10 protein-coding genes and 1 pseudogene are annotated in these 17,088 nt (G+C 46.5%); 7 read left to right on the top strand and 4 right to left on the bottom strand.

Going from position 1 to position 17,088, the window contains the following annotated elements; translation table 11 throughout:
* Positions 1–16 precede the first annotated feature (16 nt).
* From CH367_RS10845 to CH367_RS10835, 3 genes and pseudogenes are all read right to left on the bottom strand, one after another.
* A pseudogene (locus tag CH367_RS10845) lies at positions 17–5,773 on the bottom strand (beta strand repeat-containing protein); the annotation flags it as partial.
* Positions 5,774–6,303: 530 nt separating this feature from the next.
* Positions 6,304–6,639, bottom strand: coding sequence for a hypothetical protein (locus CH367_RS10840; protein WP_100762521.1), 336 nt, complete (start codon positions 6,637–6,639; stop codon positions 6,304–6,306).
* Between the two features lie 25 nt (positions 6,640–6,664).
* Positions 6,665–7,099: a MarR family winged helix-turn-helix transcriptional regulator gene (locus CH367_RS10835; RefSeq protein WP_165783268.1), complete on the bottom strand. Its 435-nt coding sequence runs from the start codon at positions 7,097–7,099 to the stop codon at positions 6,665–6,667.
* Positions 7,100–7,295: 196 nt separating this feature from the next.
* Between CH367_RS10835 and CH367_RS10830 the strand changes: the two genes are divergently transcribed.
* Positions 7,296–8,513 (top strand): FAD-dependent oxidoreductase, encoded by a 1,218-nt coding sequence (locus CH367_RS10830; RefSeq protein ID WP_165783267.1) that lies wholly within the window; start codon positions 7,296–7,298, stop codon positions 8,511–8,513.
* Positions 8,514–8,587: 74 nt separating this feature from the next.
* On the opposite strand, the gene CH367_RS10825 is transcribed toward CH367_RS10830, so the two are convergent.
* Positions 8,588–9,289, bottom strand: coding sequence for a nitroreductase (locus CH367_RS10825; protein WP_100762518.1), 702 nt, complete (start codon positions 9,287–9,289; stop codon positions 8,588–8,590).
* Between the two features lie 107 nt (positions 9,290–9,396).
* Here CH367_RS10825 and CH367_RS10820 point away from each other — a divergent pair, with 107 nt between their 5' ends.
* The 6 genes from CH367_RS10820 to CH367_RS10795 all read left to right on the top strand — a co-directional run bounded on the left by CH367_RS10820 (position 9,397) and on the right by CH367_RS10795 (position 17,087).
* A complete protein-coding gene (locus tag CH367_RS10820; protein WP_100762517.1) occupies positions 9,397–9,981 on the top strand; it encodes a TetR/AcrR family transcriptional regulator in 585 nt (194 codons plus the stop codon).
* A 95-nt stretch (positions 9,982–10,076) separates the two neighbouring features.
* Complete coding sequence (locus tag CH367_RS10815; protein WP_100762516.1) at positions 10,077–10,340, top strand: metal-sensitive transcriptional regulator; 264 nt, start codon at positions 10,077–10,079, stop codon at positions 10,338–10,340.
* A 175-nt stretch (positions 10,341–10,515) separates the two neighbouring features.
* Positions 10,516–10,740, top strand: coding sequence for a YgaP-like transmembrane domain (locus CH367_RS10810; protein ID WP_100762515.1), 225 nt, complete (start codon positions 10,516–10,518; stop codon positions 10,738–10,740).
* Positions 10,737–12,161: a TolC family protein gene (locus CH367_RS10805; RefSeq protein ID WP_100762514.1), complete on the top strand. Its 1,425-nt coding sequence runs from the start codon at positions 10,737–10,739 to the stop codon at positions 12,159–12,161. Before CH367_RS10810 ends, CH367_RS10805 begins: the two co-directional genes overlap by 4 nt.
* Complete coding sequence (locus tag CH367_RS10800) at positions 12,151–15,333, top strand: efflux RND transporter permease subunit (protein WP_100762513.1); 3,183 nt, start codon at positions 12,151–12,153, stop codon at positions 15,331–15,333. Before CH367_RS10805 ends, CH367_RS10800 begins: the two co-directional genes overlap by 11 nt.
* 269 nt (positions 15,334–15,602) lie before the next feature.
* Entirely contained in the window at positions 15,603–17,087 is a 1,485-nt protein-coding gene (locus CH367_RS10795; protein ID WP_100762512.1) for a SpoIIE family protein phosphatase, read from the top strand.
* Position 17,088: the final 1 nt, after the last annotated feature.

Below are 17,088 nucleotides of genomic sequence, written 5' to 3'. Positions count from 1 at the left end.
ATTCTCCCGATTCTTTTTAGTTTTGTTGTCTATAGGTTCGTACCGGTGTTCCCGTTTTCCCCACGCTCACATAAAGGAAGTTGATCGATCCAGATGGTACGGATACTGCTGAATATATCTGCTGAACGTTCGTGGAATCCGTTAACCCGTTACCCGCGATCTGACTCCAAACTGCGGAAGAAGATCCCGGATTCGCGGTGTTGGTTCTGTATATTCTGATTCCGGACGGATGATCGTAACCGACGTAAAGATACGATCCGTTTTTAGCGACCATAGAAATCGTTCTGTTCGTCGAATCTCCCATATTCGTGATTCCCGTTCCGTTGTCCCCGACCATGGACCAATCCAAAGCGTCACATTCTGTTGCGTTACCCGAAACCGTAGGATCGCATTTCCAGAGTTGGGCTCTTCGATTCGTATCGGTTCCGTCCGTACAACCCGCCACGGTTCCCGGTGATGTTCGAATTCCAAAGGCTTGCGTGCTCTGAACACAAACGGTTCTCGTTACATAAAGATTGTTGTTGAATTCCGCGAACTGGGAGAATGCTCGATCCCCCGGAATCAGATCGTAGAATTTATTGAGTTCAAGAGAGAACCAGTTGTTCGTCGGACTGTTGTGCCATTTCGAATTGGTTCTCGGTCCGATCTCAACCCAGTTCGAACAAGTATCGGGGCCGGTACAAGCCGCGGTCGGATCCGCGCTCGTGGATCGTATGATCGATCCGTTATGTCCTACGGCGTGCAGACCACCGTTTGCGGCATACATTCTATTCTTAAATACGAATGTGGAATCCACTCCGATATAATATCCCCAGTTCGGATGAGCATTATTATTGATTCCTAATGCACCGATCGAAGGCCCTCCGAAGTACGGAAGAAAATCGATTCTGATTCTTTTTCCTTTTGTTCCGTCAAACGCGTCGCAGTTGGTTCCGGGTGTACAGAATCCCGTGGTTCCGGAATCCGCCGAGTTAAACGTTACGAATCCGAAATCCGGAGCGTTCAATCCTCCGAAAAGCCCCACGCCGTCGTTGCTCGATTTTGCAAATCCCGCGAACACACGATCGTTTAAAACCGTAAGCGAAGAAACACCCGCGGTCAAAGATCCGGTGATCGATCCGAGATCGATGTATTTGAAGTTCACGTTAGACGACGTCGAAGAAGAATAATAGAGATAGTCGAAGAAATATTGTCCGAGCCCGTCCGCAACCGTTCTTGCCCCCGCGATAAAAAGATAAGCGGTACTTCCGAGAATTCCAGTGGAGAACGCGCCCCTTCCGCTTTCGTTATCCGGTCCGCATCCAAGCACCAAAGTGGCGTTATTCGACGTACATCCGGAATGTCCGAGAGTTACGTAAGGCGGAACAGCGATCGAATTCTCCCTTGAAGAAGCGGTGTTCGAACTTACGTTCGTGGGATCGCTATCCTGAGCGGTGGTATCTTTTTCAAAAGTGAACTGAACCGATTCCGGATTTCCTCCGTCATACGCAAACCGGAACGCACCGTTGCCCGTGTTGTTCGGACCGGAATAAATTTTGGAATTGTAATCCGCGAGATAACCGAATGTGGAAGCGTTCGGATCGATGGCCACTGGTCCGTCCGCAAAATTTACGGGAGAGGTTCCACAACCCAGAAAAGAAGCCCTGTCTCTCGGTGAAGATTGAAGATTCTCCGTATCCAATGAATTTCTAATAGAGCCCCAGCTTGAATTGTTGAACCCGTCGCCGTCCAAAGAATCCGCAGAGATGATCGCGTACTGCGCGCCCGTTTGAACCAAGTTGTGAACCACACAGACCTTCGCGGAATCAGCAGATGCTCCGTTACAAACCACTCCGTCCAAAACCTTGGCGCTGTTGATCGTTCCGAGATCGCTCGCTCCCGAAATTTTATAACGATTCCCGCATTCGGTCGAACCGGTACATTCCGCAGAGCCGGCAACGTTATTCCCCGTTTTAGGAGCTTTAGAAAAATTTAATACAATCGAATTTGAATTCGCACAGGTCGCCGAAACGATCTTGAGTTGTTCTTGACCCAAAAAATCCGCGTAGTTCGGGCAATCCAAGTTGTTCGGGATCGTGGAAAGATCTTGAACGTTCGACTTGTTGACCAGAATCGTATAAGGAGTATTCGAAGTTTGGGAAGAACCGAGAGTGAGAACGTAAACGGAACCGCTTCCGCTCACGGACGAAACCGTAATCACGGAAGAACTGGATGTAAAGTCCGTGTTATCGGAACAGTTTCCGGTTACCGCGGATGTCAAAGCGAGTTTGTAATTGCCCGCGGTTTTCACCTGCGTTTCGTTCATCGCTTCGGAGTATGTGATTCTCACCGTCGTCGGCGTCAAAGCGACTGCGTTCGTGATCGTAGGCGGCGTGACGTCCAAAAACACAACCGTCAAAGAAGTACTGCCACTGATTCCGCCTAACGTGGCCGTGATCGTGGAAGTTCCCGCGGCGATCCCGGTCGCGCGACCTTCGATTCCCGTGGAATTACTCGCGGTAGCCTTGGTCGTATCGGAAGAAGTCCAAGTCACCGAAGCGCTTAGATTCTGCATGGAACCGTCCGAATACGTTCCGGTCGCCGTAAAGTCCTTAGTCTGCGCGGTGTAAACCGAAGGATTGGTCGGGCCCACGGAAATTCCGACCAACACCGCCGCAGTGATCGTCATCGTCGTAGAACCGGAAACTCCTCCGAGTGTGGCAGTAATCGTAGTCGATCCGCTCGAAGTCGCGGTGGCGACTCCTTCGTGACCGATTGCGTTGCTGATGTTAGCCTTCGACACGTCCGAAGAAGTCCAAGTCGCCTGAGATGTGACGTCTAACGTGGTAGAATCCGAATACACTCCGATCGCGGTAAATGAATTCGAATTTCCGTTTGGAATGCTGATATTGGCCGGGGAAACTTGAATCGAATTCAAAACCGCGGCCGTAACGGTTACGGTCGTATTGGAACTCGAGGTTCCTCCGAGAGACGCGGAAATCTGAGAAGTTCCGGTGTCGATCGAAGTGATTCTTCCGTTGGCGCCGGACGCGTTACTCGCCGTTGCCACGGACGAATTGGAAGAATTCCAAATGACCTGCGTCGTCAAGTCTTGGGTCGTCCCGTCAGTATAATGACCGACCGCGGAAAAATCCTGACTGAGTCCTTTTGCGATACTCAACGAAGAAGTTGGAGCGATCGTGATGCTCGTCAAGGTCGCGCTCGTAATCGTCAACGTACTCGGATCGGAAGAAACCGCACCCATACTCGCGGTAATCTGAGTCGTTCCGGTTTGAAGACTCGTCGTCTTACCGTTGGTTCCCGATGCGTTGCTGATCGTCGCCACGTTCGGAGAAGAAGAAGCCCAAGTCACAACACCGGTCAAATCCTGATTGCTTCCATCGGAATAAAGACCGGACGCCGTAAAGTTCTGAGAGATTCCGTTGGCAACACTCGGATGCGTGGGATCGATTTGAACGCTGATCAAATTCGGAGAGGTTACGGAAAGATCCGCAAAACCGCTGACCCCGTTCAAACTCGCCGTAATTCTAGAACTTCCCGTAGAACCGTTATTGGGTGAATTTAATTTTTTCTTTGGACCCGAATCGACAACACCCAGTTGAATCACGGAAGTTTGAGAACTGTCCCAGACGACTTGATCGGAAATGTTCAAGTTGCTCCCATCCGAAAACACACCGGTTGCGATCGCTCTCGTAAAAGTGCCTTTCGCAACAAAAGAATCGTCCAGAGTAACTTGAATCGAATCCAGCACGGCCGCAGTAACCGTAAAGTCGATTGTGCTCGATGTTCCGCCTAACGTTGCCGTGATCTGAGTCGTTCCTTGTGTAATTCCCGCCGCCTGCCCTTGTCTGCCCGATGCGTTGTCAACGGAAGCGATCGTTAAATCCGCGCTCGTCCAAGCGACCGAAGTCGTAAGATCCTGCGTACTTCCGTTCGAATACGTACCGGTCGCGGTCAGATTGATGTTGCGACCGCCCGCGACGGAAGGAAGCGATGGAGTGATCGTAATCGAATTCAAAACCGCGTTTGTAACCGTAAGAACCGTCGTCGGAGAAACGACCGCGCCAAACGTAGCGGAAATGTTCGTAGTTCCCGCCGAAGAACCCGAAGCGATTCCCTGGGTTCCACCCGTATTGCTGATCGTTGCTCTTGGGGTATTGGAAGAAGCCCAAGTTACCCAAGAAGTAATATCTTGTGTACTTCCATCCGTATAAACTCCGGTCGCCGTAAACGTAGCGGTAAGACCTGCGGCGATCGAAGGATGAGTGGGAGAAATTTCTATCGAAGATAAAGTGGCCGCCGTGACTGAAATGTCCGTAGAAGAAGTGATCGCTTCCAAGGTAGCGGTGATCCGAGCGGTGCCCAAGGTCCCCGAACTCGGAGATTGAATCTCCCGTTTTGGAACCGAATTCAAATTAGCAATCTGTAATGTAGAAGAATCGGAAGTGGTCCAAGCTACCTGATCGCTTATGTTCTGAGACGAACCGTCCGAATAAACGCCGATCGCCTGAACGAACGTGGAAGTTCCTCTCGCGATCGAGGAAGAATCGGAAGTAACCTGAATGGACTCGAGAACGGCCGACGTCACGTTTAAGGAAACCGTGTTGTCCACTCCCCCGATCGCCGCAGTCACGTTAGTCGCACCAACCCCGACGCCTGACGCACGACCCGACAGACCGCTTCCGTTATCGACCGTTGCGGTTCCGGGCGTGGCGCTCGACCAAGTCACTTGGTTCGTGATATTCGAAACGGTTCCGTCCGAAAAAACGCCCGTTGCGGTTAAGGACAAAACCCTGCCCTTGGAGACGCTCGGGTTTGCGGGAGTGATCGAAATACTTACGAGTACGGCCGTAGTGACGTTCACCGAAGTCTGGCCCATAACGGCGCCTAACGTGGCAGTGATGTTCGCCGAACCCGGCGCTTGTGTGGTTAAAAAACCTTTGGCGCCGACCGAGTTGTCCACGGTCGCAACTCCCGTATTCAAAGAAGCCCAAGAAACCTGAGCCGTAAGATCCTGAGTCGATTGATTGCTGTATGTCCCGATCGCAGAATACTGTTGAACCTTGCCGAGCGCATACGTGGAATTTGAGGGAGTCACGGCGATCGAACTAAGAGTTGCCGCGCTCACAGTGACGTTCAAACTGGTATTAAACCCTTGATAAGATGCGGTGATCTGAGCATTACCGGAAGCGATTCCGCTCACCAAACCCGTGGAATCCACACCCGCGATGGAAGGTTGAGTTACATTCCACAGAACGTCCGGGTCCGTGGTGAGAACCTGCGTACTGCCATCCGAAAAAATTCCTTCGAGTTTACATTGACGATTAATTCCGACCGGAAGAGCGGTTCCCTGATTGACGCAGGTCATGATCAGATCCGTAAGAACTGCTGATGTTACGGTTAACGTTGCCTGCGCATTCTTACTTTGATAAAGAATATTTACGTTCCCCGAACCCAACTTCATACCTTTGACCTGGGACTGGGAAAGCAAACGAAGAATCGTAGAATCGGCGGAGGACCAACTCCCCTCGGAAGTAATATCCTTATGAGTATTGTCCTTATAGATCGCGGTTCCTTTTAGATTTAACGTTGTTCCTCTTGCAAAATTGGAATTCGGAACGGTGATCTCCACTCGATCCAGTTCGACAGGACCGCTCGCACCTAAAAAAAGCATCCAAAGAGAATCTTGAGAACCGCCCTTCTTACCCGCCAACAAACCGGGAGCGCCTGAGAATATAGGCCAGGCCGCGCACGCTTCCAAAAAGAAAACGGACAAAACGATATAAAAAATCGGAATCAGCCTATGAATTCTCCCCTTTTTCGGATAAAGGGAGGAATTTATACTCAAGGTAATCATTTTCAAACCTCGTTTCAAAGAAGTAAAAATGAAAATTGCGCGAGAATGCCTTAAACGGAGATCAACTCGGATCTAAAAGACAATATTGAATCACATTCAATATTCTATATAGTTAAGTATCATAATATACTCATTCATAGTATACGACGATACTTAGGTAATTCATTTCATCAAAAATTCGTTTAAGTCAACTCAAATAATAATTTTTTGACAAAAATTAGACGCAAACACAGAAAAGTACCGTCGCGCGTTAAGCAAAATGCAACAAACCGTAAACTTGTTCGAATAAAGTCTCGGGAATAGAAAGAAATCCAATTCAATAACTGGAATATTCAATATATTGAATTGAATCGGAGGATGGAATTTTTAAAAATTCGAGACGGATTTCAAATTTTGGAAATATTTTTCCTAACGTACGTTCTCGAAAAAAAGAATTTAAGGAAGGATTACTTTTTCAAAACGGCTTTTTTACAAAGATCCGCCAACTCGGCATGGTTCAGACCTTTGATTTCGCCCAAATTCTTAGGAGAATTCCGAACCGGAAGTCCGTAAAAACCGCCGTCCGTTTCGGAAATGTTGATAAGACATTCTCTGGACGGTTCGTTTCCCTTTAAGGAATTCATTTTATCGGACGCGCGGGAAAAACCGCTCTTTGTGTTTTCGAAAACGAATTCGATTTTTCCTTCGGAAGACCCGGTGCGAACGTTGATTTTTTCGGAAATCAGTTTGAGTTCGTTCGGTGAAAGAATGAGCAACGTAAAGATGACGAGAAGTTCTGACATAAATTCTCCTGAAAGTTTCCTGGATTTAGTTTTTATCTTTCGGTAAATTTCTGAGGTTCGTGGCCTCTCGCACAAGAATCGCGGTGGCCTCCTCCTGAAATCTTATGAGCAATTCCAATTCTTCGTCGGAATACCTTTCGAATAGGTTCCGCATCGCATCCCCCATCGGGCCGTAGATTTTAGCCGCGGCCTGCATACTTTCCGGATTGAATTCAACGACAACCTTTCTTCGGTCGTTTGGATCCGCGACGCGACGTACGATTCCGACCCTTTCCAGTCGGTCGATCACCGTCGTAACAGCCCCTGTCGTAAGACCCAAGGACTGAGCCAATTTTCCGGCCGCAATCGGGCCCCCTTCCAAAAGCGGAAGGGTTTTCATGTCCGTCGCATTCAGACCAAAACACTCCGCGGCGGCCTGATGAAACAAAACGGTGGCGTTGCTGGAACGGTGCCCGGCCAAATTGATCCTCTGTAGTAGTTCCTCTCGAGGAGAATTCTTTGATTTCTCGGTTGACATTTTATTTAGATTTATTAAGATACTTAACAATTCTTACTATTCAAGATAAAAAGTAAGACATAAGGAGCTTTTGTATGCATCCACAAGACAAAGAAATCCAAGTATTCGTCAAGCCTTCGATTGAAAAATGGAGAATGTCATGAGCTCGACCGAAAGAGTAAAACGCGTTCTGATCATCGGGGGTGGAATCGCCGGACCTACCCTGGCCCTATTTCTGAAAAAAGCCGGTTTTGAAAGCGAGGTATTCGAAGCACATTCTCAATCGGAAGGAATTGGCGGAGGTTTTAACATCGCCCCCAACGGAATGAACGTCCTGGCCGAGTTGGAACTCGCAGACGCGGTCATTCAAGCCGGCACCGCAACTCCTTACAGTTTCTTCAAAGACGAAAAAGGAAAACTTTTGGCGAAAATCCGTTACGGAGTTCCCGAAATCTACGGACAAACGGCCGTGAGTTTATCCAGAGCTTCCCTTTATAAAATTCTTTCCGAAGAAATGAAAAAACAAAACGTCCCGATCCGTTACGGCAAACGTCTTTCAACAATCACGGAAACGGCGAATAACGTGATCGCACATTTCGAGGACGGAAGCGAAACCACGGGTGATATACTGATCGGCGCGGACGGTATCCATTCCAAGGTCCGCAAATTCATTCTTCCCGAAGCGCCTAACGCGGAGTATGTGGGAATCGTCGGAATCGGAGGCTTCGTATCTCTGAACGATCTTTCTTCTTCACCGGAGAATCTACAAGCGATCACGTTTACATTCGGGCCCAACGGATTTTTCGGACACGGAGGCGGGGATTCCGGAACCGTTCTCTGGTGGACGAATCTTTCCAGGGAAGAATTCACCAGAGAACAAATCGTGGACCTCGATCACGATCGAATTCGTGCGGAACTTCTGAAACAGTTTCAAGGATATTATTCTCCGATCGAAGAATTGATCCGGAACACGAAAACTTTTCTAAGACACAACATTCACGACATTCTTTCCCTAAGCCGATGGAGCAAAGGGAGAATCGCATTGATCGGCGACGCCGCACACGCGGTCAGCCCGAACTCGGGACAAGGGGCTTCGATGGCGATGGAAGACGCACTCTTGTTTGCAAAACTTCTCCGCGACCTTCAAGGAAACTATATGCAAACTTTTGCAACTTTCGAAAAAGAAAGAAAAGGACGTGTGGAAAAAATCGTCGCGGAAGGCAGAAGAAGAGCCGGAGGCAAAGAGATCGTAACCCCGTTTCAATCCAAGATTCGAAATATGATGCTCAAAATTTTTATCGGTCTATTCGGAGAGGTCGGACAAAAATGGATCTTAAACTATAAAATTCCCTGGGACCCCAAAGACAAGGCCGCATAAGATGAAACGTCATTTTTTGATGACTTTTCCAGGAACCTCATCTCTTCCCGCGAAAAGACGAGGTTTGTGATTCCTTAGTAAAACTTCACGATATCCGAAATCGATTCTCTCGGAGTATGAAACGTATTCAAGTTTGAATTCGTTTTCGGATAACCCAAACTCAAACCGCAAACTACCTTCTCCGTCGGCGCCAAATTCAACTCGGTTCGAACAACTTCGGGAAACGCGGATAACGCGGCTTGCGGAACCGAACCCAAACCGTAACCTCTCGCGAGAAGCATCAACGTGTTCAGATAACATCCGATATCCAGAGCGATGTAAAAATTCAATTCGAACTCGGTCGTAATGAAAACGGCGGTGGGCGCTCCGAAAAATTCGAAGTTTCTCAACATGAATCCGTCTCTTGCGTCCTTGTCCTTTCTTTCAATTCCCGCGACTCCGTAGATCTTCATCCCGAGATCGAACATTCTTCTTTTTGCGTCGGATGGAAAACCGGTAGGCCAAATCGTATCGGGAACCGGTTCTCCTTGTTTCGCTCTTTGAACAAGAAGATCGGCCATCTTATCCCTTCTCGCGCCGCTCACAACGTGAACCTTCCAAGGCTGACTGTTCTTCCAACTCGGAGCACGCAAAGAATTCTTAAAAAGTTCGGAAAGAATCTTTTCGTCGATCGGAGTGGATTCAAAGTCGCGGATGCTATGACGCGTATTGACGGCCTCTTCCACGGTTTTGGCTACGCCGGTAATATTTACGAATTCTGTTTCGGTAGATTCCATAATTTCTCCAAAATGACTTGCGTTTTCGAACTTTCTCGGGTCTTATGAAGTTAGAAAGAATTAGAACAGACAAGTCTGTCTGCCTATTCAATCAGAAAGGAAGAAAAATGTCAAGCAGGGATTCGGGACCGAAGGATAGAATTTTAGAAACGGCGGTTCGGCTTTTTCAATCTCAGGGTTACGGAAATACGGGGATCAACCAGATCATCCAGGAATCCAAAACCGCAAAGGCGAGTTTTTACGATCATTTCCCTTCGAAAGACGATTTAGGAAAAGCTTATATAGAATTTTATGGACAGGGTCAAATCGTCCTTTTGGAAAAATTGAAATCCAGATCGAACAACCCTCAGGAATTCATTCACGCATGGGCCCAAATTTTAAAACGACAAACCAAAAAAAGCGGTTTCGCAGGCTGTCCGATGGCGAATACGGTCGCACAAATCGCATCCACATCCCTTTCGATTTCGGAAGAAACCAAAAAAGTTTCCTTGAGAACGATCGAAATTCTAAGCGACTATCTATCCGAATGGCAGAACGAAGGACTTGTTCCCAAACACACGGAGCCAAAACTTTTGGCGAGACGGGTTTTTACCTGTTACGAAGGTGTGATTCATACTTGGAAACTCACCGGAAAGATCAGCGCGCTCGACGATCTTCCGATTCTTGTGGAGGCGATCTTTCGATATTCCTGAGATTCGTTTCATCAAGGGAGAATGGACTTGCACTTTTGTAACCGATTCCGATTTCAAAATTGACCGAATCCTATACCCCTCGGAGTATGTTACCTATGAGACAGGACAACAATACCAAATTATTGATCAATCGGATTCATAGAATCAAAGGCCAACTCGAAGCGGTCGAAAAAGGGATCGTCGAAGATACGATGGATTGCGAAAAAACGCTTCTTCTTCTCAAAGCGGCGAGCCAAGCGATCAAAAAATTCGGAGAGGCGTATGTTCAGGACTATATGGATCGTTGTGTCATCGAAAATAAGAAAAAACTGGATCTCAAAAACGTAAAAATCGCGATCAAAGCCGCTTTCTTCTTCTAATTTTAGAATTTTTACTCCGCCGATAAACCCCAATCGGCTTATTTCGCCCATATCATCACGTCCTAAAATAATTTCGAATTCCGATCTCGGGAAGAAAATTTGCTTCCTTTTTTATAATACCATACGGGGTATTGTATTTATATACCCACTAGGGTATATAACAAGGAGAGAAAACATGAGAACTTGGTATTTGGAGCGGACATTATTCCTGATCGCGGGTGTCTTTTCCCTTTTGGGAGTAACCTTAGGATTCTTCGTAAGCCCTTGGGGCTTTATCATAAACGGATTGGTAGGATTCAATCAGATCCTTTTTGCGCTCGCAGGATTCTGCCCTATGGCTTTTATTCTCGGTAAACTCGGAATTCCTTCCGCCGCGGAGGTTTTCGGAGGGAAAAAATGAAATCTCATTCGAGTTTTCTAATATTCCTATTTATGATCTCGCCGTTTTCGGGCGAGGTCTTCGGCGAAAACGTTCTCGAGTTTTCGGAAGTCTGGGAAAAGATCCGCGTAGAATCCGCAAGTCTTCAAACGAAGGCTTCCGAAGTCAAAACTAACGAAATCGCTAAAAGCAGATCCGCAAAACACTGGCTTCCGAAAGTGTATGCCGACGCGCGTACGTTTCGAACCGACGACCCCACTCTCAACTTTATGGGAAAACTCGGACAAAGATCGGCCAATGCCTCCGATTTTTCTACGGAAAGTCTTCGATACCAACCGAGTAATTTTTTGGACTCGAACAATCAACCATACAACGGTATAAATCCTAACAACACGAACGTGTTCGCAAAGGATACACTCAATCATCCGGGAAACAATTCTTATTCAAAAGGGACATTGGGCGTCGAACTTCCTCTGTTCGAGGGGGGAAGCAAAGTCGCGTTTCATTCGATCCGGGAAAAACGACTCCACGCAGTCCTATCCGAGGAAAAATACTTTCGGTTTTTAGAATATTCAAAAGCGGCAATTCATTATCAATCCATCGTTCTCGCCGAAGAAAATCGAACCCGAGCGGAGAATCTTTCGGAGCAGATCCGAAATTTTCTAAATCGTTATAGAATCGGAAACCGTTCCAACCCGGTCGGTTTTTCAGGTCATCTCGCACTACAATCCTTACAGCTAATATTAGATGTTTCTAAAAAAGAATTCGAGTCCTTACGAATCTCCTCCGAAGAAACGCTTCTTCTATCGGCTCCGGGCCTAGGAGAGAATTTTAAACCGAAAAGAAATACGTTATTCTCCTTTGCCGATAAATATCTTCCCGTTTCCAAAGAAAAAGACTCGGCCCACACGCCTCTTACCGAAGTTTATCGTTTTCAATCCGAGGAAGCACAAGAAGGAATCGAGGCAGAAAGAGCGAAGTTTCTTCCCAAAATCGCGGCTTACGCGGAGACATACGCGTATAACGGAGCGAGGAACCAAGCCAATTCTTACAACGCGGGCGTTTATCTTCAAATGAATCTTCTGGATCCTTCCGATCTGGGGGCCTTGGACGAAGCGAAAGCAAAGGCAGAAAACGCCCGAAAAAAATCCAAAGAGATTCGACAAAACGAAGAGAATCGTTTTAAGATACTCGTTTCGAGAGAAAGAATCGTATTCGAAAATTTGAATTCGATTTACGAATCCATGCGGCTTCAAGAGGAACAACTTCAGGTTTCTCAAAAACTTTTTCGAAGCGGAACCATTCAAGCTCCACAGATGGCCGAATCCTTTTCCGCGATGGCCAATCTATTAAAACTCAAATCCTCTTCCGAACTCGAATATTTGAAAATCAGATCCGAACTTTCACTCTATTCATCGCACGAGAATTCTTATGAAAAATAAAATCGAATCCTCCGGTTTCGCGGGCAAACTTGCCTCCCTATTCGTTCATTCCAAACTCACACCAGTAATCGTGTTCGGAAGTATTCTACTCGGACTTATCTCCGTTTATTTGACTCCGAAAGAAGAAGAACCTCAAATCTCGGTTCCAATGATCGACATTCGTCTTTCCGCTCCCGGTTTTAACGCGCATGAGGTGGAACGAAAAGTAACCGAACCGGTGGAAAGAGCCGTATGGGGTTTGGAAGGAGTCGAATACGTTTATTCATCCAGCGCGGATCACGGTGCGATCGTAACGGTTCGATTCGAAGTCGGACAACCGATGGAACCTTCTTTGGTAAAAATTCATCACAAACTTTCGGAAATACAAGGACAGCTTCCGCCTAACGTATCTCCAGCGTCCGTAAAAGCTCTCACGATCGACGATGTTCCCTTTTTGGCGATCACGTTCAGTTCGATAACAAGAGACGACTATTCCTTAAGGATGTTAGTCGCTCCTTTGGCAAGGGAACTTTCGGGAACACCCGATCTGTCCAAGGTGGAACTCCTTGGCGGAAGAAAAAGAACCGTTCGAGTCGTCGCGGAACCGTCTCGGATGAACGGATATGGAATCGGTCTTTCCGAATTGGCGAATTCGTTAAAACGAAATAGCACAATCCTTCCTGCGGGAAAAAATTGGGGTAAAGAAAACGAATACGACGTGGAAGTCGGAGCCACAATTTCCACGTTAGACGAAATTAAATCATTGCCCGTGGCTCAACGAGGAGGACGGGTTATCCTTGTTTCCGACTTGGCTCGAATCACCGAAGGGCCGAGTGAAAGAACCAAAGAATCCCTGTTTTACGATCGAAACTCGGACAAGAAGGCCGCAAACGCGGTCACGATCAGTTTCGCAAAAAGAAAAGGAACCAATGTGGTTCCCTTATCCCGCGAACTTTTGGAACGCGCCGAGTCGTTTCGAACAAAACTACCCGCGGACATTCGAATGTCGGTCTTAAGAGACTACGGAGAAACCGCGGCTTCGAAATCTCACGAGTTGATAGAACATCTTTTGATCGCTACGGTTTCGGTGAGCGTTTTGATCGCGCTTTGGATGGGGTACAGGGCGTCGCTTGTGGTTTCAATCGCGATCCCGGTCACGCTCGCTCTTACATTAGCACTTTATTATTTTCTTGGATATACGTTGAATAGGGTCACCCTATTCGCATTGATTTTTTCGATCGGAATCCTCGTGGACGACGCGATCGTAGTCGTCGAGAATATAGAAAGACATTTTCACGAAAACCCGAAACTGGGAATCCTTCAAAACACGTTAAGCGCCGTTGCCGAGGTCGGGAATCCGACGATCCTCGCGACGTTCACCGTGATCGCGGCGATTCTTCCTATGGCTTTTGTCAGGGGACTCATGGGACCGTATATGAAACCGATTCCGGTCGGCGCGAGTCTTGCGATGATTCTTTCCTTGTTCGTAGCGTTTATCGTAACACCTTGGGTCGGAGTTCGAATTCTCAAAGAAAACAAATCTCATACAAAATCCGCGGAGACTAAGAATATCTCTAAACTCGATCGAATCTATATTCAATTTGTGGAATGGTTGCTGAGATCCAAATCGAATTCCATAAAGTTCGCAGGCGGCGTAGTCGTCCTGCTTCTTTTGTCGTTCACTTTGGTCGTTTTCAAAGCTGTAAAGGTGAAGATGCTTCCCTTCGACGACAAAAACGAATTCCAAGTGTTGATCGATTACGATCCAAAAACCCCTTTGGAAAAAAATCTACAAAGAACCAAACAACTCGCGGAATCGATTTTTCAAAACGAGAACGTCGAAAAAATTCAGATCTTTGCGGGAGAAGCCGCTCCATTCTCCTTTTCGGGAATGGTAAAACATAGTTTTTTACGAAACACGGATTGGAAATCGGATCTTCATGTCGTATTAAAATCCAAGGATCATCGTAAAATCAAAAGCCACGAAATCATAGAATCGCTTCGACCGATCATCGCGGAATTCGGAAACAAAGAAAACGCTCTCACAAAGGTTTTGGAAATTCCACCCGGACCGCCCGTGCTCGCGACCTTCGTCGCCGAAATCTACGGACCAACCGAAGTCGAAAGAAAACACGCCGCTCTACAAATTCGTTCCATTCTTTCCAAACAAGAAGGAGTTGTCGATTTGGATTCGAGTCTTCGAACCGAACGTCCCAAAATCGTTTATCCGTTTCGATCCACGTTAGGCGGAATACTCGGAGTGAGATCGGAAACGATCGCCAGAGACGCGCAATTCCTATTCTCCGAAACTCCCCTCTTTACGCTTGCAGAAGCGGAGAATCCGGAAGAGATCACAGTGGACTTATCCGTCGAAGATAAAACCCGTTCCTCCTCGAAACCGTTTCAAAACGTAAACGTTTCCTCATTGGAAAGCGGTTCGGTCGCATCGGAAATAATATTAAATTCTCCTTATATAAAAGAAAACGTCGTTCTCAATCGAAAAAACCTAAGACCTGTCGAATACGTAACGAGCGAGTTTTCCGGGAAGGAAGAAGCTCCGGTCTACGGGATCTTAAAACTTTCTCCGAAAATCGAATACCCGACTTCGACCTTGGAAACCCCGAGAAACGAAGATCGGGTTTTCGTAAAATGGGACGGAGAATGGTTCATCACCTACGAAGTCTTTCGGGACTTGGGCGGGGCATTTGCGCTCGTGATGATTCTCATCTATGTTTTGATTCTGGGTTGGTTTAAAAATTATTTCCTTCCCCTCGTCATCATGATTCCGATCCCGATTTCCTTGATCGGAATTCTTCCAGGACATTGGATCACAAACGCATACTTTACCGCGACTTCCATGATCGGATTCATAGCGGGCGCGGGAATCATCGTTCGCAATTCGATTCTACTTGTGGACTTTATCGAATCCGAACTCTTTCTAGGAAAACCTTTGAAACAATCCGTTATCGACGCGGGTGTAATTCGATTTCGTCCCATGTTGTTGACTGCGTCCGCGGTCGTAGTCGGAAGTTCGATCATGCTCTTTGATCCGATCTTCCAAGGTCTCGCTGTCTCATTAATATTCGGAGAAATCGCGGCGACCGTTCTGAGCCGCTTTGCAGTTCCCGTACTTTACTTTTGGTTTTTAGGAAATAAAAGAATGAAGGAATTCGAATCCGAAATGCAACTTTAAATTCAATCGACACAACAAACGTTATGAAATACATAACTCGTTTTTCTAATACGTTCGGCTTATATCAAATTTTAAAAAGAATAGTTTCAAGACTTTACTCGAATGAATGTTGCGGATCTATGTCGGATTCGCTTCGTCAAAAACTTTTTTCTTTATAGTTTTGCAACAAACTAGATTTCCCATTCGGATCGTTGCTTCGGAAACAAAAAGCATCACTTTATAGTATGCAATGATTTTAAGTCTTTAAAGAACGATAATCTATCTTGGCCATGAAGAAATCGCTTCGATTACAGATTATCGTCATTTATACGATTTTAACCGTTGTCAATCTTACGTTTGTTGCGGTCATGATTTTTGAAAATCAAACCGATCTTCTTATTTCCAACTTCACATTAGAATCGGATCGAGTTGCAAGGGAAATTCTTAAAAAGGTGGAATCCTTTGGAAACATCGACTTCGAAGATTCTTCCCAAACAAACGACTTTCAAAGCAAACTTTTCAGCATCGGTCTCACCAATTTTTCGGTGATCGCGGCGGAAAACGATTCCTTGGAAAACGTAAAATCCATTCTTTCCAACGGGGTTACGGCTAACGTTTCGGATCTCAAATCGAAATTAAAAAATATGACAAGTGCAAAAGCCGCGCTCAACACGTCGTATGATATCGAACTCGATACGGATCATTTTATCGTGAACCTGATTTTTTATCTAAACCCAAAAACGTTTCTTGTTTCCCAAATCAAAATGAAGGAAATGGTAGACCGACTCAGATCGCTTTACATTCAGCTCGGATTGATGCTCGTTTGGGGATTTGCGTTTCATATTCTTTTCGGAATTTTTCTATATCGCAAAATTTTCGTTCGTCTTTTCCTTTTAAAGGAAGTCAGCGAAACGATGGCCACCGGCAATTTGAACGCGAGAATTTCGTGGAACACTTCCGCCCTCGACGAACTGGACGCGTTAGGCAACACATTCAACGGAATGGCAGAACAGATTTCTTCCCAATTCGACACGCTTACTCTGAAGAACACGCAGATCCAAACCGAATTGGAAATCGGCAAAAACGTTCAGGAATGTTTTCTTCCGGAAAAACGTAAGAAGTTCAATCTCATCGAAGCAGAGATCGTTTATCAACCGATGCGGGAAGTCAGCGGCGACATCTACGACATCATAGAAATCAACGACACGAGAACCGCATTCTTCTTAGCGGACGCGACCGGTCACGGAGTTTCCGCGGCGCTCATCACTTCCATCATCCACTACAACGTGGAAAACATCATGAAGGAAACCGTAAACCCGGCGCAGATCTTCAATCAACTGAGCGACAATCTTTTTGAAACTTTACAAGGAACGTTCTTCGCTACGGGAATTTTCATTCTTTTTGAGAAGGAAGGCGGTTACGCTTATTTCTGCAGTGCGGGGCACAACCCGATCTATTACTATCGCAAAGCTCAGAATAAGATCGTGGTTTTAGAATCCACCGGTTTCGTTTTGGGAATCGGAATCCCGGACGAGTACAGCGTATTAAAAATCAAAACCTCTCCCGGCGACAAGATCCTCGTTTATACGGACGGCGTTTTGGACGCGACCAACGAAACGACCGAACAATTCGGAGACGATCGTTTGATGGATGCGTTTCAAAAATACGCGACCCTTTCCACGGGAGAAATAACGGAGAAACTTAAAAACGAAATTCATTCCTTTGCGAATATTTTTCCGGACGATGTCACCTTCGGAATCTTAGAGATCACCTAAA

It is taken from the genome of Leptospira barantonii (assembly GCF_002811925.1).
Taxonomy (GTDB): domain Bacteria; phylum Spirochaetota; class Leptospiria; order Leptospirales; family Leptospiraceae; genus Leptospira; species Leptospira barantonii.
This window is presented reverse-complemented; position numbering and strand designations above follow the sequence as displayed.

Coding starts and splice junctions, on each gene's coding strand:
- CH367_RS10840 (WP_100762521.1), bottom strand. CDS start 6,639: ATGTCAGAACTTCTCGTCATCTTTACGTTGCTCATTCTTTCACCGAAC.
- CH367_RS10800 (WP_100762513.1), top strand. CDS start 12,151: ATGAAAAATAAAATCGAATCCTCCGGTTTCGCGGGCAAACTTGCCTCC.
- CH367_RS10815 (WP_100762516.1), top strand. CDS start 10,077: ATGAGACAGGACAACAATACCAAATTATTGATCAATCGGATTCATAGA.
- CH367_RS10825 (WP_100762518.1), bottom strand. CDS start 9,289: ATGGAATCTACCGAAACAGAATTCGTAAATATTACCGGCGTAGCCAAA.
- CH367_RS10805 (WP_100762514.1), top strand. CDS start 10,737: ATGAAATCTCATTCGAGTTTTCTAATATTCCTATTTATGATCTCGCCG.
- CH367_RS10795 (WP_100762512.1), top strand. CDS start 15,603: ATGAAGAAATCGCTTCGATTACAGATTATCGTCATTTATACGATTTTA.
- CH367_RS10810 (WP_100762515.1), top strand. CDS start 10,516: ATGAGAACTTGGTATTTGGAGCGGACATTATTCCTGATCGCGGGTGTC.
- CH367_RS10820 (WP_100762517.1), top strand. CDS start 9,397: ATGTCAAGCAGGGATTCGGGACCGAAGGATAGAATTTTAGAAACGGCG.
- CH367_RS10830 (WP_165783267.1), top strand. CDS start 7,296: ATGAGCTCGACCGAAAGAGTAAAACGCGTTCTGATCATCGGGGGTGGA.